This window comes from Streptomyces violaceusniger Tu 4113, assembly GCF_000147815.2.
GTDB lineage: Bacteria > Actinomycetota > Actinomycetes > Streptomycetales > Streptomycetaceae > Streptomyces > Streptomyces violaceusniger_A.
Genome location: NC_015957.1, coordinates 8,421,258 through 8,444,303, shown reverse-complemented (window position 1 = coordinate 8,444,303; position 23,046 = coordinate 8,421,258). Strand labels below are relative to the sequence as shown.

General features: G+C 71.4%; 21 protein-coding genes and 1 other RNA gene. 9 read left to right on the top strand and 13 right to left on the bottom strand.

The annotated features are described in order from the left end of the window. Positions 1-214 precede the first annotated feature (214 nt). The 4 genes from STRVI_RS34575 (at position 215) to STRVI_RS34560 (ending at position 4,388) form a co-directional block, all read left to right on the top strand. Positions 215-1,249 (top strand): ABC transporter substrate-binding protein, encoded by a 1,035-nt coding sequence (locus tag STRVI_RS34575; protein WP_014060213.1) that lies wholly within the window; start codon positions 215-217, stop codon positions 1,247-1,249. A gap of 254 nt (positions 1,250-1,503) precedes the next feature. Further along, positions 1,504-2,364, top strand: coding sequence for a Nif3-like dinuclear metal center hexameric protein (locus STRVI_RS34570; protein WP_014060212.1), 861 nt, complete (start codon positions 1,504-1,506; stop codon positions 2,362-2,364). 100 nt (positions 2,365-2,464) lie between these two features. Then, entirely contained in the window at positions 2,465-3,208 is a 744-nt protein-coding gene (locus STRVI_RS34565; protein WP_043240761.1) for a zinc ribbon domain-containing protein, read from the top strand. A gap of 4 nt (positions 3,209-3,212) precedes the next feature. Then, positions 3,213-4,388 (top strand): bifunctional RNase H/acid phosphatase, encoded by a 1,176-nt coding sequence (locus STRVI_RS34560; RefSeq protein ID WP_014060211.1) that lies wholly within the window; start codon positions 3,213-3,215, stop codon positions 4,386-4,388. A gap of 107 nt (positions 4,389-4,495) precedes the next feature. On the opposite strand, the gene eda is transcribed toward STRVI_RS34560, so the two are convergent. The 3 genes from eda to STRVI_RS34540 all read right to left on the bottom strand — a co-directional run bounded on the left by eda (position 4,496) and on the right by STRVI_RS34540 (position 6,838). Then, complete coding sequence (gene eda / locus STRVI_RS34555) at positions 4,496-5,155, bottom strand: bifunctional 4-hydroxy-2-oxoglutarate aldolase/2-dehydro-3-deoxy-phosphogluconate aldolase (RefSeq protein ID WP_043237002.1); 660 nt, start codon at positions 5,153-5,155, stop codon at positions 4,496-4,498. A 225-nt stretch (positions 5,156-5,380) separates the two neighbouring features. Further along, complete coding sequence (yaaA, locus tag STRVI_RS34550; protein WP_014060209.1) at positions 5,381-6,187, bottom strand: peroxide stress protein YaaA; 807 nt, start codon at positions 6,185-6,187, stop codon at positions 5,381-5,383. 321 nt (positions 6,188-6,508) lie between these two features. After that, positions 6,509-6,838 carry a DUF2795 domain-containing protein gene (locus tag STRVI_RS34540; RefSeq protein WP_014060207.1) on the bottom strand — a complete coding sequence of 110 codons (330 nt, stop codon included), beginning with the start codon at positions 6,836-6,838 and terminating at the stop codon, positions 6,509-6,511. Positions 6,839-7,114: 276 nt separating this feature from the next. On the opposite strand from STRVI_RS34540, the gene rnpB reads away from it, so the two are divergent. The 3 genes from rnpB to STRVI_RS53080 all read left to right on the top strand — a co-directional run bounded on the left by rnpB (position 7,115) and on the right by STRVI_RS53080 (position 8,745). Further along, an RNA gene (gene rnpB, locus STRVI_RS46865) (RNase P RNA component class A) lies at positions 7,115-7,516 on the top strand. Positions 7,517-8,126: 610 nt separating this feature from the next. Continuing rightward, the gene (locus tag STRVI_RS56530; RefSeq protein WP_370443954.1) at positions 8,127-8,204 is read left to right on the top strand and encodes a 50S ribosomal protein bL37; all 78 of its coding nucleotides are present in this window, start codon (positions 8,127-8,129) and stop codon (positions 8,202-8,204) included. Between the two features lie 280 nt (positions 8,205-8,484). Further along, positions 8,485-8,745 carry a hypothetical protein gene (locus STRVI_RS53080; protein ID WP_167543246.1) on the top strand — a complete coding sequence of 87 codons (261 nt, stop codon included), beginning with the start codon at positions 8,485-8,487 and terminating at the stop codon, positions 8,743-8,745. 166 nt (positions 8,746-8,911) lie between these two features. On the opposite strand, the gene STRVI_RS34535 is transcribed toward STRVI_RS53080, so the two are convergent. Beyond that, positions 8,912-10,303: an MFS transporter gene (locus STRVI_RS34535; RefSeq protein WP_014060206.1), complete on the bottom strand. Its 1,392-nt coding sequence runs from the start codon at positions 10,301-10,303 to the stop codon at positions 8,912-8,914. A gap of 134 nt (positions 10,304-10,437) precedes the next feature. Between STRVI_RS34535 and STRVI_RS34530 the strand changes: the two genes are divergently transcribed. Continuing rightward, the gene (locus STRVI_RS34530) at positions 10,438-11,664 is read left to right on the top strand and encodes a CaiB/BaiF CoA transferase family protein (protein ID WP_043237000.1); all 1,227 of its coding nucleotides are present in this window, start codon (positions 10,438-10,440) and stop codon (positions 11,662-11,664) included. Further along, entirely contained in the window at positions 11,661-12,614 is a 954-nt protein-coding gene (locus STRVI_RS34525) for a citryl-CoA lyase (RefSeq protein WP_014060204.1), read from the top strand. The genes STRVI_RS34530 and STRVI_RS34525 overlap by 4 nt, the downstream gene beginning before the upstream one ends. A 3-nt stretch (positions 12,615-12,617) precedes the next feature. On the opposite strand, the gene STRVI_RS34520 is transcribed toward STRVI_RS34525, so the two are convergent. The 9 genes from STRVI_RS34520 to dnaK form a co-directional block, all read right to left on the bottom strand. Further along, positions 12,618-13,388 carry an IclR family transcriptional regulator gene (locus STRVI_RS34520; protein ID WP_014060203.1) on the bottom strand — a complete coding sequence of 257 codons (771 nt, stop codon included), beginning with the start codon at positions 13,386-13,388 and terminating at the stop codon, positions 12,618-12,620. 70 nt (positions 13,389-13,458) lie between these two features. Then, on the bottom strand, positions 13,459-13,890 hold the full coding sequence (locus STRVI_RS34515) for a DUF2267 domain-containing protein (RefSeq protein WP_014060202.1): 432 nt from the start codon (positions 13,888-13,890) through the stop codon (positions 13,459-13,461). A gap of 23 nt (positions 13,891-13,913) precedes the next feature. Continuing rightward, on the bottom strand, positions 13,914-15,800 hold the full coding sequence (locus STRVI_RS34510) for an FAD-dependent oxidoreductase (protein WP_014060201.1): 1,887 nt from the start codon (positions 15,798-15,800) through the stop codon (positions 13,914-13,916). A 4-nt stretch (positions 15,801-15,804) separates the two neighbouring features. Then, on the bottom strand, positions 15,805-16,068 hold the full coding sequence (locus STRVI_RS34505) for a UBP-type zinc finger domain-containing protein (RefSeq protein ID WP_014056603.1): 264 nt from the start codon (positions 16,066-16,068) through the stop codon (positions 15,805-15,807). A gap of 159 nt (positions 16,069-16,227) precedes the next feature. Then, positions 16,228-18,870: an ATP-dependent chaperone ClpB gene (clpB, locus tag STRVI_RS34500; RefSeq protein WP_014056601.1), complete on the bottom strand. Its 2,643-nt coding sequence runs from the start codon at positions 18,868-18,870 to the stop codon at positions 16,228-16,230. Further along, a complete protein-coding gene (locus tag STRVI_RS34495) occupies positions 18,861-19,229 on the bottom strand; it encodes a chaperone modulator CbpM (RefSeq protein ID WP_014056600.1) in 369 nt (122 codons plus the stop codon). Before STRVI_RS34495 ends, clpB begins: the two co-directional genes overlap by 10 nt. Positions 19,230-19,454: 225 nt before the next feature. Next, the gene (locus tag STRVI_RS34490) at positions 19,455-20,432 is read right to left on the bottom strand and encodes a DnaJ C-terminal domain-containing protein (protein ID WP_014056599.1); all 978 of its coding nucleotides are present in this window, start codon (positions 20,430-20,432) and stop codon (positions 19,455-19,457) included. A gap of 7 nt (positions 20,433-20,439) precedes the next feature. Then, positions 20,440-21,063 (bottom strand): nucleotide exchange factor GrpE, encoded by a 624-nt coding sequence (locus tag STRVI_RS34485; protein WP_014060200.1) that lies wholly within the window; start codon positions 21,061-21,063, stop codon positions 20,440-20,442. 47 nt (positions 21,064-21,110) lie between these two features. Beyond that, complete coding sequence (gene dnaK, locus STRVI_RS34480) at positions 21,111-23,033, bottom strand: molecular chaperone DnaK (RefSeq protein WP_014060199.1); 1,923 nt, start codon at positions 23,031-23,033, stop codon at positions 21,111-21,113. Positions 23,034-23,046 lie beyond the last annotated feature (13 nt).

The window sequence follows — 23,046 nt, the reverse complement described above, 5'->3', positions numbered from 1 at the left end:
CCGGCCACTGAACGTAGTTTTCGCACTCCCTGCCGAAGGCCGTAATGGGTGCGCTCCACCCGTAAGTGTGGCTCTTGCCCGATTCGCCTGAGAGGTCGGGGGTGAATGTGCTGTAAGCGACGGGAGGATCGTCTGTGATTAAAGTAAGGCACACCTAAGTGCGATTGGCGCGCCCGTGAGAACGGCGCGCCCCTGCGATCCCAGGAGCTCCGTCATGTCCCTGCGCGTCCGCGGCAGTGCCGTCCTCGCCCTCGCCCTGACCGGGGCGCTGTCCCTCGCCGCCTGCGGATCGTCGGACGACGGGGACGGCGCCAAGCGCAACGGCGGGGGCGGCAAGTCCGTCGCCCAGGGCGGCAAGGACTTCGGCTCGGCGGCCGAGCAGACCGCGAAGATGGGCACGGACGCGGGGCCCGGCGCGTTCCCCCGCACCATCACCCACGCGATGGGCAAGACCGAGATTCAGAGCAAGCCGAAGCGGGTCGTGGTGCTCGACGTCGGCGAGCTGGACAACGTCGTCTCGCTGGGGCTGAAGCCGGTCGGCTACGCCCCCTCCGAGGGCGACCAGGCCATACCCGACTACCTCAAGAAGGACGCCGGGAACCCGAAGAACGTCGGCACCATCAACAACCTCAACCTCGAGGCCATCAACGCCCTCCACCCCGATCTGATCCTCGGCAGCAAGCTGCGCGCCGAGCCGCTCTACGACGAGCTGAAGCAGATCGCCCCGACCGTCTTCGCCATCCGCCCCGGCTTCACCTGGAAGGAGAACTACCTCCTCAACGCCGCGGCGCTGGACCGGACCGCCGACGCCCAGCGCGCACTCGACGCGTACGAGCGGAAGGCGAAGAAGCTCGGCGAGGACATCGGCCCCGACAAGCCGACCATCACCATGCTCCGCTTCATGCCGCAGGCCACCCGGCTCTACGCCAAGGCGTCCTTCATCGGCACCATCCTCGAGGACGTCGGCCTGCCGCGCCCGAAGAACCAGCGGATCAACGACCTCGCCGCCGAGATCGGCCCGGAGCGGATCGGCGACGCCGACGCCGACTGGATCTTCACCGGTGTCTACGGCGACCCCAAGGCCACCAAGCGCGACCAGGCGCAGTCCAACCCGCTGTGGAAGAAGCTGAAGGCGGTCAAGGCGGGCCGGGCCGAGAACGTCGACGAGGAGACCTGGTATCTGGGCCTCGGCGTCACCGCCGCGGACCGGGTCCTCGACGACCTCCGCGGCTACCTCGTCCACGGATGAGCGTGTCCGCTCGGGAACTCGCGGTGCCGCCCGGGAGCGAGCCCCGCTCCCGGGCGGCGTCGAGCGGGGTGAGCATGACGTCCAGAACGTGCCGGGCAGGCTCGGCGGAGGGCCGGTGCGGGCGGCCCTCCGCCGACGCCCGCGCCAGGTCGGCCAAGCCCGTTGTCCCGGGCGGAGCCCGCGTGGCGACCGTCGTCGCGCTGCGTGAAGGCTGGGGCAGGGCTCAGCCGTGATCCGGGAGGTAGCCTTGCCCCGTGCCCGCACTCAACGACGTCATCGCCGCACTCGACGCCCTCTGGCCGCCCGAGCGGGCGGAGCAGTGGGACGCCGTCGGCACGGTGTGCGGTGACCCCGAGGCCGAGGTCACCCGCGTGCTGTTCGCCGTCGACCCGGTCCAGGAGGTGGCCGACGAGGCGGTGGACCTCGGCGCCGATCTGCTGATCACTCACCATCCGCTCTATCTGCGGGGGACGACCACGGTCGCCGCCTCCAGCTTCAAGGGCCGGGTGGTGCACACGCTGATCAAGAGCGACATCGCCCTCCACGTGGCGCACACCAACGCCGACACCGCCGACCCCGGCGTCTCCGACGCCCTCGCCGGCGCGCTCGACCTGCGGATCGTCGGCCCGCTGGTGCCCGACGCCACCGACCCCGAGGGCCGCCGCGGTCTGGGCCGGGTCTGCGAGCTCGACCGCCCCGAGACGCTGCGGGAGTTCACCGAGCGCGCCGCCGCCCGGCTGCCCGCCACCGCGCAGGGCATCCGCGCCGCGGGCGACCCGGACCGTACGATCCGCCGGGTCGCCGTCAGCGGCGGCTCCGGCGACAGCCTCTTCGACGCGGTGCGCGCGGCCGGGGTCGACGCGTTCCTCACCGCCGATCTGCGCCACCACCCGTCCTCGGAGGCACGGGAGCACAGCGATCTCGCCCTGGTGGACGCCGCGCACTGGGCCACCGAATGGCCCTGGACCGAACAGGCCGCGGCGCAGTTGGACGAGATCTCCGACCGGCACGGCTGGGGCCTGCGTACGCATGTCTCCCGTATCGTCACCGATCCCTGGACGGCCCACGCCACGGCCCCCGCCGTCCGCGCGGCCGCTCCGTCCTTCTCCGCATGACCCCGCGCCGCTCGAACGCCCGCTCGCCGTTTCCGCCCCTCGACCCGTTGACCCGTTTGACCTCGTTTTCCGTTCCACTCGACTCCCCTGGAGCCCCACGCTGAATGCCGCGCCCGCCGATCAGATCCGCCTCCTCGACGTCCAGGCGCTCGACGTCCGGCTGTCGCAACTCGCGCACAAGCGCAGGACGCTGCCCGAGCACGCCGAGATCGAGACGCTGAACGCCGATCACATCCAGCTCCGCGACCTGCTCATCGCCGCGCAGACCGAGGAGAGCGACACCACCCGCGAGCAGACCAAGGCGGAGCAGGACGTGGACCAGGTGCGCCAGCGCGCCGCCCGCGACCAGAAGCGCCTGGACTCCGGTGCCGTCACCTCGCCGAAGGATCTGGAGAACCTCCAGCACGAGATCGTCTCCCTCGCCAAGCGCCAGGGCAACCTGGAGGACGTCGTCCTGGAGGTCATGGAGCGCCGGGAGTCCGTCCAGGAGCGGATCGCCGAGCTGACCGAGCGGGTGGAGTCCCTCCAGTCCAAGATCGGCGACGCCCAGACGCGCCGGGACGCGGCGGCCGAGGGGATCGACGCCGAGATCGCGACCGCCACCAAGGAGCGCGAGGTGATCGCCGGGACCATCCCCGCCGATCTGCTGAAGCTCTACGACAAGCTGCGCGGGCAGCAGGGCGGTGTCGGCGCGGCCCGGCTCTACCAGCGGAGCTGTGACGGCTGCCGCCAGGAGCTCGCCATCACCGAGCTCAACGAGGTGCGCTCGGCGGCCCCCGACACGGTGCTGCGCTGCGAGAACTGCCGCCGAATCCTGATCCGTACGCCCGAGTCGGGGCTGTAGGGCGATGGCGCGGCGCTTCGTCGTCGAGGCGGACGGCGGGTCCCGGGGCAACCCGGGGCCGGCCGGTTACGGCGCGGTCGTGCTCGACGCGGAGACCGGTGAGCCGCTCGCCGAGGTGGCCGAGTACATCGGCACGGCGACCAACAACGTCGCCGAGTACAAGGGCCTGATCGCCGGGTTGCGGGCGGCGTACGCCCTGGATCCGGAGGCCGAGGTCCGGGTGCGGATGGACTCCAAGCTGGTCATCGAGCAGATGTCCGGCCGCTGGAAGATCAAGCACCCCGATATGCGGCCGCTCGCAGCCGAGGCCAAGGCGATCATGCCGCCCGGTCAGTTGGCGTACGAGTGGATCCCGCGGGAGAAGAACAAGCACGCGGACCGGCTCGCCAACGAGGCGATGGACGCGGGCAAGCGGGGCGAGCAGTGGCAGCCGAAGGTGCCGCCCGGCGGCACACTGGCGGCGGGCGCGCCGGAGGCCGCGGCCCCCGCCGACGACGCCCTCGCCGAGCCCGCCGCCACCGGCGCCCCGGCGGTGGGCTGGGGCTCGGCGGATCTGGGCACCCCCGCCACGTTCGTCCTGCTCCGGCACGGGGAGACCCCGCTCACCCCCGAGAAGCGCTTCTCCGGCAGCGGCGGCACCGACCCCGGACTCTCCGACGTGGGCCGCCACCAGGCCGAGCGGGTGGCCGCGGCGCTCGCCGCACGCGGCACCATCCAGGCCATCGTCACCTCACCGCTGCGCCGCTGCCGGGAGACCGCCGACGCGGTGGCCCGACGCCTGGGCCTGGACGTCCGCGTCGAGGAGGGGCTGCGGGAGACGGACTTCGGCGCATGGGAGGGCCTGACCTTCGCGGAGGTCAAGGAGCGCTACCCGGACGACCTGGAGGCATGGCTGGCCTCCAGCAAGGTGGCCCCCACCGGCGGCGGCGAGAGCTTCGCGGCGGTCACGCGCAGGGTCGCGCTCTCCCGCGACAAGCTGATCGCCCGTTACACGGGCCGTACGGTGCTGCTGGTCACCCATGTCACACCGATCAAAACCCTGGTCCGACTGGCCCTGGGCGCCCCGCCGGAGGCCCTGTTCCGCATGGAGCTCTCGGCGGCGTCGCTGTCGGCGGTGGCGTACTACGCGGACGGGAACGCGTCGTTGAGGCTGCTGAACGAGACGGCGCATCTGCGGTAGGGGCGCGGCGCATCTGCGGTGGGGGCGCCGACCGCAGCGGCTGTGGCTCCCGGGGGCACCGCAGCGGCTGTGGCTCCCGGGGGCACCCCGGGAGCCACACCCGAAGGTCACCCCCGCAGTGCCGCCGCCTCCCGGGCCAGGGACTCGACGCGCCCCCAGTCGCCCCCCGCCAGCGCGTCCGAGGGCAGCATCCAAGTGCCGCCCACGCAGCCGACGTTGGCGAGGGCCAGGTACTCGGGGGCGTTCGAGGCGTTGACACCGCCGGTCGGGCAGAAACGGGCCTGGGGGAGTGGCGAGGCGAGCGCCTTCAGATACGGCATGCCCCCGGCCGCCTCCGCCGGGAAGAACTTCATCTCCTCGACCCCGCGCTCCAGCAGCGCCACGACCTCCGAGGTGGTCGAGACCCCCGGCAGATACGGCAGACCGGACGCGTCCAGCGCGCCCAGCAGCCGGTCCGTCCAGCCGGGCGTGACCAGGAAGCGCGAGCCGGCGGCGACGGCCGTCTCCACCTGCTCCGGGCTCAGGACGGTCCCGGCGCCGACGATCGCGTCCGGGACCTCATCGGCGATCGCCCGGATCGCGTCCGCGGCGGCGGGCGTCCGGAAGGTCACCTCGATCACCGGCAGTCCGCCCGCCACCAGCGCACGGGCCAGCGGGACCGCCTGGGCCGCGTCCTGGACGATGACCACGGGGATGACGGGGGCGAGGTCGAGCAGCGAGGATTCCGGGGAACCGGGGGAGGGCGCGGTGCTAGTCACGGCGCCCATCCTGCCCAGGTGCGGCGCACTGCGCAATGGCAGTTGCGCATGCCGCAACGCCAACGCCGCCGGGGCGGCTCCCGGGCGCTACAGCTCACAACGCCGTCGGGGTGGCTCGCCGGTACTGCAGCCCGGAAGGCGGTCGGGGTGGCTCCCCGGCACTACAGCTCGGAACGCCGCCGGGCGGCTCCCGGGCCCTACAGCTCGGAACACCACCGGTGCGGTTCCCGGGCCCTACAGCTCGGTCACCACCACATCCAGCCCCCACGCCTGCCCCGCCCGCTCCGGCGGCGCGGCCTCGACCACGTACCCCAGCCCCCGCAACGCCTCCACCAGCTCACCCGGTCCGCTCGGCGCGACCCCGGCGGTCAGCAGGTCCCGCACCATCCGGCCCTTCGTCGCCTTGTTGAAGTGGCTGACGACGGACCGCTTCTCGACCCGGTTCACGATCTTCGACTGGAGCACCCGCACCGTCGCCGTACGCTCGGCGAGCGCCCCCTTGGGCTTCCACGCCGCCGCGTACGCCGCCGACCTGAGGTCCAGCACCAGCCCCCCGCGCCCGGCGGCCTGCGGGATCACCTCGGCCATCGCGGTCCGGTTCCGCCAGTACGTGCCCAGCGCGCCGAGCCCCGGCAGCTTCACCCCCATCGAGCAGCGGTAGGAGGGGATACGGTCGCCGATCCGCACCGCGCCCCAGAGCCCGGAGAACACCAGCAGCGACCGGCCCGCCCGGCGCCGGGCGGCGGTGGGGAGGGTGGCCAGGCCGAGGGCGTCGTACAGCACCCCGGTGTAGATCTCCCCGGCGGGCCGGGTCCCGGCCTCCCGCAGCGCCGCGTTCTTCGCGACCTCGCCACGCAGTCCCTCACTCAGCCCCAGCACCTCGGCGGCCTTCGTCTCGTCGCCCGAGCACAGCGACACCAGCTCGTCCAGGACCTCCGCCCGCGCCTCGCCCAGTTCGGGCAGCGACAGCGCTCCCAGGTCCAGCGGGGAGCGCGAGCCTCCCGTGGCCTTTCCCTCGGACGGCGGCAGCAGGACGAGCACGGCGGATCTCCTCGAACGGTTCGTTGGCGGCAGGGCGCGGGGCGGACCCTAAGAACCAAGCCCACCCCGCCCGTAGCCTACGACCTCCCGCCAACGCAGCCAGACCGTCGTATACGCGGGCACCCGGTCCCCGACCCGGCCACCGACCCCGACTCCGACCCCGTCCTCGCCGTCGACCGGACCGCTGGCCGGCACCACCTCCAGGCCCTCCGGCAGCGGCACCGGGCCCGCCGAGAGATTGCTCAGGCTGTGCCGGCCGGCGCAGCGCCGGAAGTGCAGCACCCCCCGGCGAGGGCCGGAGGGTGCGGGCCGGGGGCCGAATCAGTGCTCCCGGCCCCGCTCCTGCTCCTCCTCGACCGGGGGCTTCGGAACGTCCCGCAGATACTGAGACTGCCCCGGTCTGCCGCCCCGCCGGGCCTGCTCCCCGCGCTGCCCGGGGCTGTGCCCCAGATCCGAGTCCGGGGGCACCCGCACGGACCGGGCCACCTCCTCGCGGTTCTGGTACTCCTCCGGCGGAATACCGCGCAGCGCCTTGACGACCCCCTCCGGGGCATCCGCGCGCCGCGCCGCGTCCAGTAGTTCGTCCTTGCCCGCGGGGAAATCGACATCCCGCACGGCGTCGAGCACCTTGTTCACATCCGTGTCGCTCATGGGCCCTCCTCGCAACCGCCTCGAACCGTCCGCAGGACGGCCCCCGGGTGCCCGGGGGGACATCGGGGAAACCGCCTGGAACCGGGCAAAGAGGGGCGGAACAACAAGATCAACGACTTGTCGGCGACCCGGAGGCCGCCGACAACCGGCAGCACGTCACGGTCCCCTCCGATAAGCCACTCGACCTGCCCGGGCCGTTCTCCTTCGCATGGGAGACGGCCGACTTCCTCTGAGCCGTCCGGCCGCCTCGCCAGGTATCATGGTCATCACGGCGGACGAGCCGGCCGGGCGGTCGCGTCGGGGTCTTCGGGCCCCGCCGAGGAACGTCCGGGCTCCACACGGCAAGGTGGTGGGTAACGCCCACCCGGGGTGACCCGCGGGACAGTGCCACAGAAAACAGACCGCCGGGGGCTTCGGCCCCCGGTAAGGGTGAAACGGTGGTGTAAGAGACCACCAGCGTCCGAGGTGACTCGGACGGCTTGGTAAACCCCACCTGGAGCAAGGTCAAGAGGAGCCGCCACACGGCGGCTCTGCGCGGACGATCGAGGGCTGCCCGCCCGAGTCCGCGGGTAGACCGCACGAGACCGGCGGCAACGCCGGTCCTAGATGGATGGCCGCCTCCCCGGGGTCCGCAAGGCCCCCGGGAGACAGAACCCGGCGTACAGGCCGACTCGTCCGCCACCACCCACCTGACCTGGGCATACGCCCCGGCCGGGCGCGCCGACTGTACGGCGGCCCGCCCTTGCTCCTCCAGGGTGAAGGCGTCGCGGGCGAAGCTGCTTCGTTTGCGTAGCCCCCCATGGCAGGGAAGCGACTCACGCCGGGGCGCTGACAACTCTCCTGTTTCCGCGGAAGATCTGGCTGGAGTCAAGGCCTCTGAGGTGCCGCTTGCGGAGAGTTGCGAACCACCTATGGTGAGATAGGCATCCAGGTCGCAGAGTTTGCTCCCCGCACCCGCGGGGACTCCTGCCCCTGCAAACCAGCCAAGACGATCAGCCCGCCCAACCGCTCCCCGTGCCTGCGGGGATGGTTTCTTCGGTGCTCGTTGGGTGCGGGTGTCAGTGGCCGGGTGGGCTGCTCGACCGGGTCGGGGATTGGGGAGGGCAGGCTCTTCCACAGTGGCTCGGGCCACCTCGGGATGGCACGGCGCGCCTGTGACGTGAGGTGCTTCACGGAAGCGGGGGACGTAGCGAGGGGCGGGGCTGGGTACGCGCCCGCGTGATCACCGCTTGAGATACCGAGCTGATCGGTACCTATAGGGCGAAAGCACCGTTGGAGAGGAGGCGACATGTCGTCGAAGCGACGTCGCAAGAAGAAGGCCCGTCGTAAGAACGGAGCCAACCACGGCAGCCGTCCCCAGTCCTGATCATCCTGATCTGAGGCGCTCTGCCTGGTGACACCGACGGGGCTCCCCGAGCACGTGGCGCCAACGCGCCCGGGCAAGGGGAGCCCCGTCGTCAGTGCGGCCGGGGCACGTCGGTACGGCGTCCTGAGCTACCGGCTTCCGCAGAGTGCCGTCCGGACGGCGGCCCGCATGTCGTCGTCCTGTGGGTCCGAACCGCCCGGGTCGACGTTCACCATGACCTCGCCTGCCTGCCCTCGACCGTGGCGCCGCCCATCGTCTCGTACCCGAGCACGTCGCCGGTGTGCCCTGCGGAGAGGCCCCGCAGGGCAGGGGCCTGCTCTCCAGGCCGAGGCCGTACGCCCGGCCGTCCGGGTTGCCGGTCGGGCGGGTGTTCATCATCTGCCGCAGTTGGGCCGGGCGCAGCAGCCTGCCGCGTACGAGGGCGGCCAGGAACCGGTTGCGATCGGTGCCGCTGGAGATCATGCTGCCGCTCGGGCCCGCGACCGAGGAGTTGATCTCGGTGATGTCCATGAGCGGGGTGTCCTCGCCGGGCCGCACATAGCCGCGCGGGTGCGGTCCGGCCAGCCACCCGGGCCGCCCTGGGGACAGCCCCACCCCGGGCACGTCAGACCAGTTCGAGCAGGGCGTTGGTGAATTCCTCCGTGGTGGCCGTGCCGCCCAGGTCCGGGGTGCGGACGGCGGTCTTCGCCAGGACGGTCGCGATGGCGTCACGGTGCCGTCGGGACGTCCTGCTTCCGCCCGGCCGTCTGCTCGGCCGGCTCGGCGGCCCCGCGCGTCTCCCGGGCCAGTGCCACCGTGACCACGGTGAGCGCGCTCATCAGGGCGATGAAGACGACCACGCCCGTGACGCTGTGGTCGAACCAGAGCAGCAGGGCGGACGCGAGCAGGGGGGCGAGGCCGCCGGTGAGGACGGTGCCGATGTTGTTGGCGATGCCGACCGCGCTGAACCGGACCGTGGTGTCGAAGAGTTCGGCGAAGAAGGCGGGCTGGGAGCCGAGGACGGCGGACTGACCGATGCCCAGGGTGATGAAGAGCGCGAGCCAGATGCCCCAGGTGTGGCCGCCGTCGATCACCGCGAAGAACGGCCAGGCGGCGGCCAGCAGCACCAGGGCTCCGCCGATCGAGACCGGGCGCCGGCCGATGCGGTCGGAGAGCGCGCCGAAGGCCGGCACCGTCACCAGCTTCACCGCCGCGACCAGCGATATGCCGCTGAGGAGTGCGCTGGTCGACATCCCGCGGTCCTCGGCGTAGGTGACCGAGAAGGTGCCGAAGACGTAGTAGCCCGCGTTCTCGGCGGCGCCCGCGCCGATCACGATGAGCATCTCCTTGGGGTAGCGGCGCCAGGCGGCGACGCAGCGGCTCTCGGCGATCCGCTGCCGCAGCGGGCGCGGCGCCGTCGCGGCGGCGGGGCCTTCCTGCTGGCCCTGCTGCACCTGCTGGAACTCGGCGGTTTCCGGCAGTGAGCGGCGCACCCAGAGGCCGAAGAAGGTCAGCCCCGCGCTGAGCAGGAAGGGAATCCGCCAGCCCCAGTCGAGGAAGGCGTCCTCGGACAGCAGCCCGGTGGTGAGCGCGAAGGCGCCGGTGGACAGGAGGGTGCCGGTGCCGGTGCCGATCGCGGGCAGTGAGGTGAGCAGACCGCGCCACTTGGGCGGTGCGTTCTCGAAGAGGATGATCAGCGCTCCGGTCTTCTCGCCGCCCGCGGCGAAGCCCTGGACGAAGCGGAGCAGGGTCAGGAGCACCGGCGCGGCGACGCCGATCTGTGCATGGGTCGGCAGCAGTCCGATGGCCGTGGTGGCGAGCCCCATCATCAGCAGGGTGGCCACCAGTACGCCCTTACGGCCCTGGGTGTCGCCCCGCTCCCCGAAGTAGGCGCCGCCCAGGGGCCGGGCGAGGAAGCCGATGGCGAAGGTGCCGTAGGCGAGGACCGTGCCGACCAGTGGATCGCTGTCCGGGAAGTAGACCTTGTTGAAGACCAGGGCGGCCGCGGTTCCGTAGAGGGCGAAGTCGTACCACTCCACCGTGGTGCCGAAGACGGCGGCGAGGGCGACTCTGGGCTGGAAGACCGGCCTTCTGGTGGCGGAACTGCCGGTTTGCGTCATGGGGGACTCCCTTGTCACCGTGGATCGAGTGCCACTGTGTGGTTCGCTTGTGCCGCTTGATGGTTCGGTGATGTTATGGAGGCACACACCCCATGGCAAGGGGTCACGCCCTGATTCGCGCTGGAGGTCAGCCCTTGAGCACGCCCGCCCCCGCCGCCCCACCACCCCTGCTCGACGGCATCCGGGTCCTGGATCTGACCAATGTCCTCGCCGGGCCGTTCGCCGGATATCAGCTCGCCCTGCACGGCGCCGACGTCCTCAAGGTCGAGATGCCGGGGGCCGGGGACCTGGCACGCCAACTCGGCGCCGACCGGCAATTGAGCGAGGATCTGCTGGGCGCGTCGTTCCTCGCCCAGAACGCCGGCAAGCGTTCGCTGACCCTGAACCTCAAGGAGGAGAAGGGGCGCGAGGCCCTGCTGCGCGCGGTGCGGGAGTCCGACGTCCTCCTCGAGAACTTCCGCCCCGGGGTGATGGACCGCCTGGGCGTCGGCCGGGAGGTCCTCATGCGGGAGAACCCGCGGCTGGTCTACTGCGCCGTCTCCGGCTTCGGCCAGACCGGACCGCTGCGCGCCCGGCCCGCCTACGACCAGATCGTGCAGGGCCTCTCCGGCATGATGAGCGTGACCGGCACCCCCGAGGTCAGCCCGCTGCGGGCCGGGTTCCCGGTCGCCGACACCCTGGGCGGCATGGCCGCCGCCTTCGCCGTGGCGGCGGCGCTGGTGCGCCGGGAGCGCACCGGGAGCGGCGCGTATCTGGACGTCTCCATGCTGGAGGCCGCGCTCACCGCGATGGGCTGGGTGACCTCCAACTATCTGATCACCGGCCGCCCGCCGCGGCCCATGGGCAACGAGAACTTCACCGCCGCGCCGTCGGGGACGTTCCGTACCGCGGACGGATTTCTCAACATCGCCGCCAACCGCCAGCAGCAGTTCGCCACCCTGTGCCGGCTCATCGGCCGTGCGGAACTGCTGGCGGACGAGCGGTTCGCGCACCCCGCGGACCGCAAGGCCCACCGCGACGAGCTGCGCGCCGAGATCGAGAAGGGGCTGGCCGAGCGGACCGCCGGGGAGTGGGAGGAGATCCTCGCCGACGCCGGGGTGCCGGCCGCGCGGGTGCTGTCCGTACCCGACGCGCTGGGCCTGGAGCAGCTCGCGGAGCGGGACTTCGTCCGCACGCTGCCCTTCCCGGACGGGCGCGAGCGCGATCTGCGCGTCCTGGGCAGCCCGTTCCGGGTCGACGGCGAACCGGCGGCCGCCACCGCCCCGCCACCGCTGCTGGGCCAGCACACCGAACAGGTCCTGGCCGAACTCGGCTACACCCCGGAGGAGATCGACGCGATGAAGGAGCGTGGTGCGATATGACCCGCCGGTCCGCAGACGAGGAGGCCGCGACGGCTCCGCGGGACGTCACGACTCCCCAGGACGTCATGGATCCGCGCGAGGTCACCGACTGGTGGTCCACCGCTGTCAGCCGCATCCGGCCGGGCGAGATCCTGCTGCGTGGCTACCCGGTCGAGCAGTTGATCGGCCAGATGTCCTTCGCCGAGACCATCTGGCTGATGCTGCGCGGTGAGCTGCCCACCCGGACCCAGGGCCGGTTGCTGGAGGCCGCGCTCGTCGCCGCCGTCGACCACGGACCCCAGGCCCCGTCGATCGCCGCCGCCCGGATGGCGGCCACCTGCGGCGTGGGCCTGAACAACGCGGTGGCCACCGGCGTGAACCTTCTGGGGGACGTCCACGGCGGGGCCGGTCAGCAGTGCATGCGGGTGCTGGCCGGGCTGGAGCGGGCCGTGGCCGAGGGGGCGGACGTCGATGGCGCCGCGAAGGACCTGGTGGCGGAGTACCGTGCCACGGGCTCCCATGTGCCCGGATTCGGCCACCGGTTCCACCCGTACGACCCGCGCCGCACCCCCCTGCTCGACCTGGTGGGTGCGGCGGTGGCGGACGGCGAGGCGCCGGGCTGGGCGCTGCGCGCCGGGACGGCCCTGGAGCGGGCGCTGGCGGAGGGCCGCAGCCGTCCCGTGCCGATGAACATCGACGGCGCCACCGCCATCGTCTACAGCGAACTCGGCTTTCCGCCCGAGCTCGGACGCGGGCTGTTCGTGCTCTCCCGCAGCGTCGGCATCCTCTCCCACGCCTGGGAGGAGAAGTCCGGTGGGGCCAGGATCAAGGGCCCCATTCCCCGGCGGCTGCTGCCCTCCTACGAGGGCCCGGCCCCCCGGGACCTCATCCGGCCGGAGAGCGAGAAGAGCCCAGGGAGCCCAGGGAGCCCAGGGAGCCCAGGCAACACAGGGCGCGCGGAGGGCGCGTGAACGTCAGCCGCTCTCGCCGAGGAACCGCAGCTCCGACAGCCGCCTCGCGGCCTCGGTCAGCGCCGGGCGGAACGACTCGACGCGCTCCTCGGTGAAGCGGCTGGTGGGGCCGCCGAGGCCCACCGCGGCGACGACCTGCCCGGCCGCGTCGGTGACGGGGGCGGCCACGGCGGACACCCCGTCCGCGCGCTCACCGTGGCTGACCGCCCAGCCCCGCCGCGCGGCGAGGCGCGCCCGTTCGGTCAGGGCGGAGGTGAAGTCGGGGTCGCGCCCGGCCGCCGAGGCCGCCCGGCTCAGGGTCCGGGGCGAGCCGCCGATGAGCAGGACATGCCCGGAGGCACCGGCCCACAGGGGCATCTCCTCGCCGATGCGCACCACATGGCGGAGCTGCTGGGTGCCCTCGTGCTGGGCCACGCATACCCGGGAGGCCCCCTGGCGGATGTAGATCCGTGAGGACTCGCCGCCGGACCGGACCGAGAGGACGCGCAGACACTCCACCGCCTCCGGGGGCAGCCGCCAGGCGTCCTGCGCGAGCGCCGCCCAGCGCAGCAGCCCCGCGCCGGGGGTGAGCCGGCCGTCCCCCCGGCTCCACAGCAGCCCGCGCTGCTCAAGGGTGGCCACCAGCCGGACCACGGTGGACTTGGCCAGTCCGGTGGCGTCGGTCAACTCCCGTACGCTGCGGGAGCGGTGGGACTCGTCGAACAGGGCGAGCAGATCCAGTGCGCGCAGTACACTCCGTACTCCCTCGCCGCCCTCTCCGGCTGCCGTCCCCATCGCCCGTCCTCCTCGCCGCACCGCGCATAAAACCGTCTAACGGTGCGACAGTACCACCAGGTGGTTCATGCTAGGTCGGGATGACGGTGACCAGGTCGGCGGGCATCCGGGCCCGCAGATCGTCCCACTCGCCCTCGCTGATATGGCGCTGCAGGGTCTCCAGGACGGTGTGGACGAGCTGCTCGGTGTCGCCCTGGATCGAGTACGGGAAGTCGTGCCGGATCCGCCGGTAGAACTCCTCGCTGTGCATTTTCACCGGCGTCTGCGCGGGTCGCCACCCCTCGTAGTAGATGCCGCGCACCAGCATCGGGAGCTGTGCGCCGAACTGGACGGCCTCGTCCACCGTCAGCCGGTCCCGCAACTGGTGCAGGACCGCGCGCAGGGCGGCGTAGGACTGCTTGCGGCGTTCCTTGGGCCAGCCGTACGCGTCCTCGATCTCCCTCAGGAGCCGGTTGGTCTTGTCGACCGTCGTGTCGAAGGAGGCAAAGCCTGTGGCAACCATGGTGTTCGTCCTCCGGTCGGGGGTCAGGTGGAGCGGCTGCGCGGATGACGCGGACGCGCAGGTGAAGCGGACACGTGCGGACCACCGCCCGGCGCGGCGGACCGGCCGGACGGGGCTGGAGCGGCGCCGCTCGGGTGGGTGGGCCCGGCGCCGGTGCGGGCGAGGCGGTCATGGACGTGGTGGATGGCCATCGCCCCTTCGCCGGCCGCCGAGGCCACGCGCTTGACCGAGCCGCTGCGCACATCACCGGCGGCGAAGACCCCCGGCAGCGTGGTCTCCAGGCCCAGACAGCCACGGCCGGGGCCCTCCCGGACGCCGTGGGCCGCCCGGGCCGCCTCGGCCTCGTCGCCGGTGAGCACGAAACCCCCGTCGTCCAGGGCCAGGACGCCGGTGAGCCAGTCGGTGCACGGCTTGGCCCCGATGAAGACGAACAGGGCGCAGGCGTCCAGGGTGCGGCGCTCCCCGGTGCGGCGGTGCTCCACCACGATCGTCCGCAGCGCGTCCTCGCCGCGCACCTCGCGGAGCTCGCTGTCCAGCAGCACGCTCACCCGCGGATGGCGCTCGATCTGGTCGACCAGATAGCGGGACATCCGGGCGCCCAGATACGAGCCCCTGATCAGCAGGTGCACCCGGGGCACCCATTCGGCGAGGAAGAGCGACGCCTGGCCCGCGGAGTTGCCGCCGCCGACCACGGCGACGGGGGCCGCGCCGCACTGCCGCGCCTCGTAGACGGTGGCCGCGTAGTAGACGCTCGTCCGCTCCAGCCGCTCCATGCCGGGGACGTCCAGTCGGCGGTAATGGGCGCCGGTGGCCAGGACGACGGTACGGCAGAGCGTTTCGCTGCCGTCGGCGAAGGTGACGCGGTAGTGGCCGTGGCCCGGTTCGAGGGAGGTCGCCTCCGCCGGGATCCGTATCTGCGTCCCGAATTTGCGCGCCTGGAGCATGCCCCGCTCGGCGAGTTCCAAGCCGGGGATCCCGGCCGGGAAGCCGAAGTAGTTCTCGATCAGGGACGTGGTGCCCGCCTGGCCGCCCGGGGCCACCGTGTCCACGACCGTGGTGGTCAGCCCGTCGGAGGAGCCGTAGACGGCGGCGGCGATCCCGGCCGGGCCGGAGCCGACGACCAGCAGATCGCAGTGGCTGTGGGCGGCCATCGGTGGGGAGAGGCCGATGAGCTGGGCCAGTTCGGCGTTGCCGGGGTTGCGCAGCACATGGTGTTCGCGCCAGATGATGATCGGGGTGTCCTCCGGGCTGACCGAGAGGCGGCGCAGCAGCGCCTCGGCCTCCTGGTCCGCCTCCAGGTCGATCCAGCGGTGCGGCAGCCGGTTGCGGGCCGCGAACTCGCGCAGCCGCCGGGTGTCGGGCGAGTAGCGCGAGCCGAGGATGCGGAAGCCGGCGCCGGCCCCGACCAACTGGGCGCGGCGGCCCAGATAGGCGCGGAGGACGAGGTTGCCGAGGCAGGGGTCACGGGCCAGCAGCGCCCGCAGCCGATCCACCGGGAGGGCCAGCACCTCCCCGGCCTCCTGGGCGTGGGCGGTGTAGAAGGCCACCTGCCCCTGGAGCAGACCCAGTTCGCCGAGGAAGCGCCCCGGGCCGTGCACCCTCAGGAGCTGCTCGTCCGGGGTGCCGCGGTGCGCGGTGATCGCGACCGAGCCGCTGAGGACGACGAAGAAGTCCGGGGGCGGGCCGCCGTCATGGATCAGCACCTGACCGGGCACCACGGGCCGGCGGGTGCCGTGCCCGGAGAGGTAGGCGATCTGCTCGTCCGTGAGCCGCGGATACGCGCCGTAAATATCCGGGGTCTCGTCCGGTATGGCTTCCTCCGGAACGGCGCCCGGTATGGCTTCCTCCGGTACGTCGTCCGGTACGGCTTCCTCCGGTGCGGCGCCGCGGGACCGGTCCTCGTCCGTCATCACATCAGGCCATGGCCTCGTGGGCGTAGCACCACCGCCAGGTCTCGCCCGGTTCCAGGGGCTCGACGATGGGGTGCTGGTCGGCGTACGCGTGCGCACGGGCGTGCTTGAGCGGCGAGGAGTCGCAGCACCCGACGTGTCCGCAGGTCAGACAGAGCCGCAGATGGACCCAGGGGGACCCCAGGCGCAGACACTCCTCGCACCCCTCGGGGCTGCGCGGGGTGACCGGACGCACCATCGCCAGGTGCGGATCGGGCTCGATGGCCATGGCGTTCATCCTTTCTGGCGGTCGCGGCTCCTCGTCACGCTCGACACCCGCTCGACCCACGAACGCAGGGCTTCGCCTTGTCCAGGATGAGCAGGGTCGGCACGGCCTGCACCTCGGACCGCTGGGGGCAGGCATGGACGGTCCGGTTCGGCATGGTTCTCACGCGGCCTTTCCGAGTCCTGCGGTCTCGGGTTGTGGTTCGTAGGTGACGACGAGTTCGCCGTGTTGGGCGTCGACTTTGACGGTGGCGCCTTCGTCGATGTCGCCGCGGAGCAGGGCGCGGCCGATGAGGGTTTCCACTTCGTGGGAGATGAAGCGGCGTAGTGGGCGGGCTCCGTAGACGGGGTCGTAGCCTTCGTGGGCGATGACCTGGCGGCCGGCGGGGGTGAGTTCGACGGCGATGAGGCGTTCGGCCAGGCGTTTGCGCAGTTCGTCGAGTTGGAGTTCCACGATGCGTTCGATCTGGGGTTCGCCCAGGGGTTTGAACAGAACGATGTCATCGACCCGGTTGAGGAATTCGGGGCGGAAGTGGCCGCGCAGTTCGCTCATCACCAGGCCCCGGGCGTCCGGCTTGAGCTCGCCGTCGGTGGTGACGCCGTCCAGGAGGTGCATCGAGCCGATGTTGGAGGTCATGATGATCACGGTGTTGCGGAAGTCGACCAGCCGTCCCTGGGCGTCGGTGATCCGGCCGTCGTCCAGGACCTGCAGCAGGGTGTTGAAGACATCGGTGTGGGCCTTCTCGATCTCGTCGAAGAGGACGACCGAGTACGGTTTGCGCCGCACCGCCTCGGTGAGCTGGCCGCCCTCCTCGTAGCCGATGTATCCGGGCGGGGCGCCGACCAGGCGGCTGACGGTGTGCCGTTCCTGGTATTCGCTCATGTCCAGGCGGATCATGTTCTCCTCGGTGTCGAAGAGGGCTGCGGCCAGTGCCTTGGCCAGCTCGGTCTTCCCGACGCCGGTGGGGCCGAGGAAGATGAACGAGCCGATCGGGCGGCGTGGGTCGCGGATGCCCGAGCGGGCCCGGATGATGGCGTCGGAGACCAGCTTGACGGCCTCGTCCTGGCCGATGACGCGCTCCTGGAGGATCTCGTCCAGGCGCAGCAGTTTCTCCCGTTCGCCTTCCTGCAGGCGGGAGACGGGGATGCCGGTCCAGGCGGAGACGATGTCGGAGATCTCCTCCTCGGTGACCACCTCGCGCAGCAGCCGGTGCGCGCCCTGTTTGGCGGCCAGTTGTTCCTCCTCGGCGGCCAGTTTGCGCTGAAGCTCCTGGAGTCTGCCGTAGCGGAGTTCGGCGGCGCGGTTGAGGTCGTAGGCGCGTTCGGCCTCCTCGGCCTCGCGGCGGACCTCTTCCAGCTCCCGGCGCAGGTCCTGGACCCGGCGGATGGACTGCCGTTCGGCCTCCCACTGGGCGTGTTTGGCATCCGCCTCGGCCCGCAGATCCGCCAGTTCCCGGCGCAGTTCCTCCAGGCGCTGGGCGCTGGCGGGGTCGCTCTCCTTGGAGAGCGCGGCTTCCTCGATCTCCAGCCGGGTGACCCGGCGGGTGATCTCATCCAGTTCGGCGGGCATGGAGTCGATCTCGGTCCGCAGTCTGGCGCATGCCTCATCGACCAGGTCGATGGCCTTGTCGGGCAGGAACCGGTCGCTGATGTAGCGGTGACTGAGGGTGGCGGCGGAGACCAGGGCGGTGTCCTGGATCTTGACGCCGTGGAAGACCTCGAGACGCTCACGCAGGCCCCGCAGGATGGAGATGGTGTCCTCCACACTCGGCTCGTCCACCAGCACCATCTGGAAGCGGCGTTCCAGCGCGGCGTCCTTCTCGATGTGTTTGCGGTACTCGTCCAGGGTGGTGGCGCCGATCATGTGCAGCTCGCCGCGGGCCAGCATCGGCTTGAGCATGTTCCCGGCGTCCATGGCACCCTCGGCGGCCCCGGCGCCGACCACGGTGTGCAGCTCGTCCACGAACAGCAGGATCCGGCCCTGGGCGGAGTTGACCTCGGTGAGCACGGCCTTGAGCCGCTCCTCGAACTCCCCGCGGTACTTCGCGCCGGCCACCAGGGAGCCCATGTCCAGGGCGAAGATCGTCTTGTCCCGCAGCCCCTCGGGGACGTCACCGCGCACGATACGCTGCGCCAGGCCCTCGACGATGGCGGTCTTGCCGACGCCGGGATCGCCGATGAGCACCGGATTGTTCTTCGTCTTGCGGCTGAGGATCTGCGTCACCCGGCGGATCTCCGCATCCCGGCCGATCACCGGGTCCAGCTTGCCCGAACGGGCCTCCAGCACCAGATCCCGCCCGTACTTCTCCAGCGCCTCATACGCCACCTCCGGATTGGCGGACGTCACCCGCTGACTGCCGCGGACCCGGGTCAGAGCACCCAGGAACGCCTCCTTGGTGACGCCGTGCTCCCCCAGCACCCGCCCGGCCGCGGTAGCCGAACCCTCCTCGGCGAGGGCGAGCACCAGGTGCTCCACCGACACGTACTCATCCTTCAGCCGCCGCGCCTCCTGTTCGGCGGTATCCAGCAGTTGGGACAGCCGCTGGGTGACGAAGACCTGCCCCGGCGTGGCTCCGGGGCCGGTGACCTTGGGTTTACGGGCCACCTCCGTCTCCAGCATGGTGCGCACCGCCTCCGGATCGGCGCCCAACTGGCCGATCAGCCGGGGCACCAGCCCCTCGGGCTGGTCCAGGAGAGCCAGCAGCAGATGCTCGCCGTCGACCTCGCTATGGCCGTACCGCTGAGCCCTGGTCTGCGCGTCCTGGAGGGCTTCCTGGGACTTCTGGGTGAGGCGGTTCATGTCCATGACGGTTCTCCACTCCTCACGCCACTACGGCGCAGTGCGGCTTCCAGCAGATCGATACGGTCGAGCAGATCCAGCACCAGACCGATGGAGGCGTAATTCAGGCAGAGCCCCGAACGCAGCCGCTCCACACGGCCCACCGCCGCCGGAGCACCAGGAGCGAACACCAGCCGCCCCGCCGCATCACGCTCCGCCTCCACCAGGCCGAGGACGACAAAACGCCGGATCAGCTCGGGATGGAGCCCGGTACGAGTAGCCACCGTCTCCAGGGAGAGCCTGGGCGCGGGCACCAGGTCGTAATGAACCGACGTCACGGGCGCATACCGGGCCGCCGTGACCATCCCGGGTGTGTGCGTGCTCATCGCTCACTCCCGCGTGTGTGCGTGCTCCCAGGTGTGGGAGTGCTCCCGGGGGTGGGAGTGCTCCCGGGTGTGTGCGTGCTCCCGGGTGTGTGCGTGCTCCCGGGGGTGGGGGTGCTCCCGGGGGTGGGGTGCTCCCGGGGGTGGGGGTGCTCCCGGGGGTGGGCGTGCTCCCGGGTGTGGGGGTGCGCCCGGGGGTGGCCGTGACGGTCCCTCGTGCGTGGGGGCTCATTGCTCGCTCCTGGGGTCGAAGGAGGAGGTGCGGCCGAGTTCCTCGAACAGTTCGCGCTCGCGGTCGCTGAGGCTGGGCGGCACCATGATGCGGATCTCCGCGAACAGATCACCGTCGGGTCCGCGCGGGTTGGGCATGCCCTCACCGCGCAGCCGCAGCCGGCGTCCGCTGGAGGACCCGGGCGGGACCGTCACCTTGGCGGTACCGCCGGGCGTGGGCACCGGGACGGTCGCGCCCAGCGCGGCCTCCCACGGCGCGACCGGGAGCGTCACATGAATGTTCCGGCCCTCCAGCCGGAACCGCGGATGCGGCTGGATCCGCACCCGCAGATACAGATCCCCCGCCGGCGCGTCACCCGTGCCCCGCCCGCCCTGCCCGGCCAGCCGGATCCGCTGCCCATCGACCACACCCGCCGGGACATCCACCTCGAACGTGCGCTGCCCCGACGGCCCGGCCAGGGTCACGACACGGTGACCACCATGGAAGGCGTCCTCCACGGTGAGCGGCAGCTCCGCCTCCTGATCGGCCCCCGGAATATCCACCCGCCCCCCACCCCCGCCCGGGCCCGCACCACCGCCGAAGAACGCGCCGAACAGATCCTCGAAATCCACACCCCCGCCCCCGGCGTCCTCCCCGAAACCACGCGTGAACCGCACCCGCCCCCCGTCCCCGGCAGTCGTCCACCCACGGAAACCACCACCACCGGCACCAGCACCGGCGCCGGCGCCGACACGCTCCTCCCAGTCCTCCGGGATCTTGCGCCAGTCATCACCGAACCGGTCATAACGAGCCCGCGTCTTGGGGTCGGAGAGCACGCTGTAGGCGTCGTTGAGCTCCTTGAACCGCTCCTCCGCGTCCGGATCCTTGTTCACAACGGGGTGAAGGCGACGGGCCCGGGTGCGGAACGCCTGCTGGATCTCATCCTGGCTCGCACCCCGTGAGACACCGAGCACCTCGTAGTAATCCCGTGCCATCGCCGTCTCACTCCCGCTTCGCCACGGCCACCGCCACCGGCCTGAGCTGGTTGCCGGGATCCCCGTAGCCCGGCCGCAGGACCTGGACCACCGTGCCCGGCTCGGCCTCGGGGTCCTCGACCACACCGACCACCTCATGCCGGGCCGGATCGAACGCCTCCCCCGTCTCGCCCCGCCGCTCGTAACCCAACTGGGCCAGAGTGTTCACGGCCTGATCACGGACGGCCCTGACACCCTCCACGATCGAACCCGGGTCCGACTCGGCATGGGACAGAGCGAGTTCCAGATTGTCGATGACGGGCAACAGGGCCGCCGCCGTACGGGCCCGCTCCGCCGCCCGCTCCCGCTCCACCTCCCTGACATGACGCTTACGCAGATTCTCCACATCCGCCAGAGCCCGCCGCCAGCGGTCCTCCAACTCCGCCAGCGCGCCAGCCTGCTCACCAGACGCCGTGTCGGACGCGGTGCCGGCGGGGCCGCCGGCCGCATCCGGACCCAGGCCCTCCCCGCCCGTCCCACGCGCCTCCACGCCACCCGGCGCAGGCAGGCCCTGCTCCTGCTCCTGTCCTGGCTCCGGCTCGGTCACGGCACCCTCCGGCACCGGTTCGGGCTGCTGCGGTTGAGTGGACATAAGCGGCCTCTCCCTCAGCCTTCCTCTGGGCCTACCGGCCGTACCGGTCAGCCCTTGTCGAACTCGGCGTCGATGACATCCTCATCGTCCCCACCCCCGGCCCCGGCCCCGGCTCCGGTGTCCTGAGCACCCCCCGCCCCGGCCCCACCGGCACCCGCGCCCGCATCGGCGCCGGCGGTCTCGTGGGAGGCCAGGCCCGCGTAGACCTGCTGGAGCTCGGAGATCAGCGGCCTGGTCCGGTCGACACCGGCCTCGTTCCTGACCGCCTCCCGGGCATCGTTGACCAGCATCTCGGCACGCGACCGCTCATGCGAGGGCGCCGCGTCACCCAGCTCGGAAAGACGCTTCTCGACCTGGTAGGCGATGGCGTCCAGCTCGTTGCGTGCGTCCACGGCCTCGCGCAGCGCCTGGTCCTCGCCCCGGTTGCGCTCGGCCTCCTGGACCATGCGCTCGATCTCACCGCGGTCCAGGTTGCCGGTCTCGGTGATCTGGATGGACTGCTCCTTGCCGGTGTCCTGGTCGCGCGCGGTGACACTCAAGATGCCATTCGCATCGATATCGAAGGTCACCTCGACCTGCGGCTCGCCGCGTGGCGCCGGACGGATACCAGTGAGCTGGAAACGCCCGAGCACCCGGTTGTCAGCAGCCCGCTCACGCTCCCCCTGCAGGATCACGATGTCCACGGCCTGCTGATTGTCCTCAGCCGTGGAGAACGTCTCCGTACGCCGCACCGGAATCGTGGTGTTCCGCTCAATGATCTTCGTCATCACACCACCACGGGTCTCCACACCCAGCGACAGCGGCGTCACATCCAGCAGCAGCACATCCTTGACCTCGCCCTTGAGCACCCCCGCCTGGATCGCGGCACCCAGGGCCACGACCTCGTCGGGGTTGACGCTCATATTGGGCTCCTTGCCCCCCGTCAGCCGCCGCACCAGAGCCTGCACCGCCGGAATCCGCGTCGACCCACCGACCAGGATCACCTCGTCGATATCGCTCTCACCGGCCTTCGCATCACCCATGGCCTGCTGCACCGGCCCCAGACACCGCTCCACCAGATCGCTGGTGATCTGCTCGAACGTCGACCGCATCACCGTCTCGGTCAGATGCTTCGGCCCAGAGGCATCCGCCGTGATGAACGGCAGACTCACCTGCGTCTGCGTCACCGAACTCAGCTCGGTCTTGGCCTTCTCCGCAGCCTCGAACAACCGCTGCAGCGCCTGCGGATCCTGACGCAGATCAATGCCGTTCTCCTGCTGGAACTTATCCGCCAGATAATCCACCAGCCGCCGGTCGAAATCATCACCCCCCAGATGACTGTCACCCGCGGTGGAACGCACCTCCACCACCCCGTCCCCGACATCCAGGACCGACACATCGAAGGTGCCGCCACCCAGATCGAAGACCAGAACCGTCTCATGACCCTTCTTGTCCAGCCCGTAGGCCAGGGCAGCCGCGGTCGGCTCGTTGATGATCCGCAAAACCTTCAGCCCGGCGATCTCACCGGCATCCTTGGTCGCACTGCGCTGGGCATCGTTGAAATACGCCGGCACCGTGATGACCGCCTCGGTCACCCGCTCGCCCAACTGCTTCCCCGCGTCATCCGCCAGCTTGCGCAGCACCTGCGCACTGATCTCCTCCGGCGAATACAGCTTCTCACGCACCTTGAACCGGGCCAGGCCCTGCTCGTCCGGCACGACGTCATAAGCCACCGCCCGCGCCTCGGCGGACACCTCGTCGTAGTGCCGGCCGATGAACCGCTTGGCCGAGTAGATGGTGCCCTTCGGATTGAGAATCGCCTGGCGCCGGGCCAACTGCCCCACCAGCCGTTCACCGGTATCAGTGAACGCCACCACCGACGGTGTGGTACGGCTCCCCTCGGCGTTCGCAACGACCGAGGACTCACCACCCTCCCACACGGCGATCACCGAGTTGGTGGTGCCCAGATCGATTCCGACTGCCTTGGCCATGGCAACTCCTTCC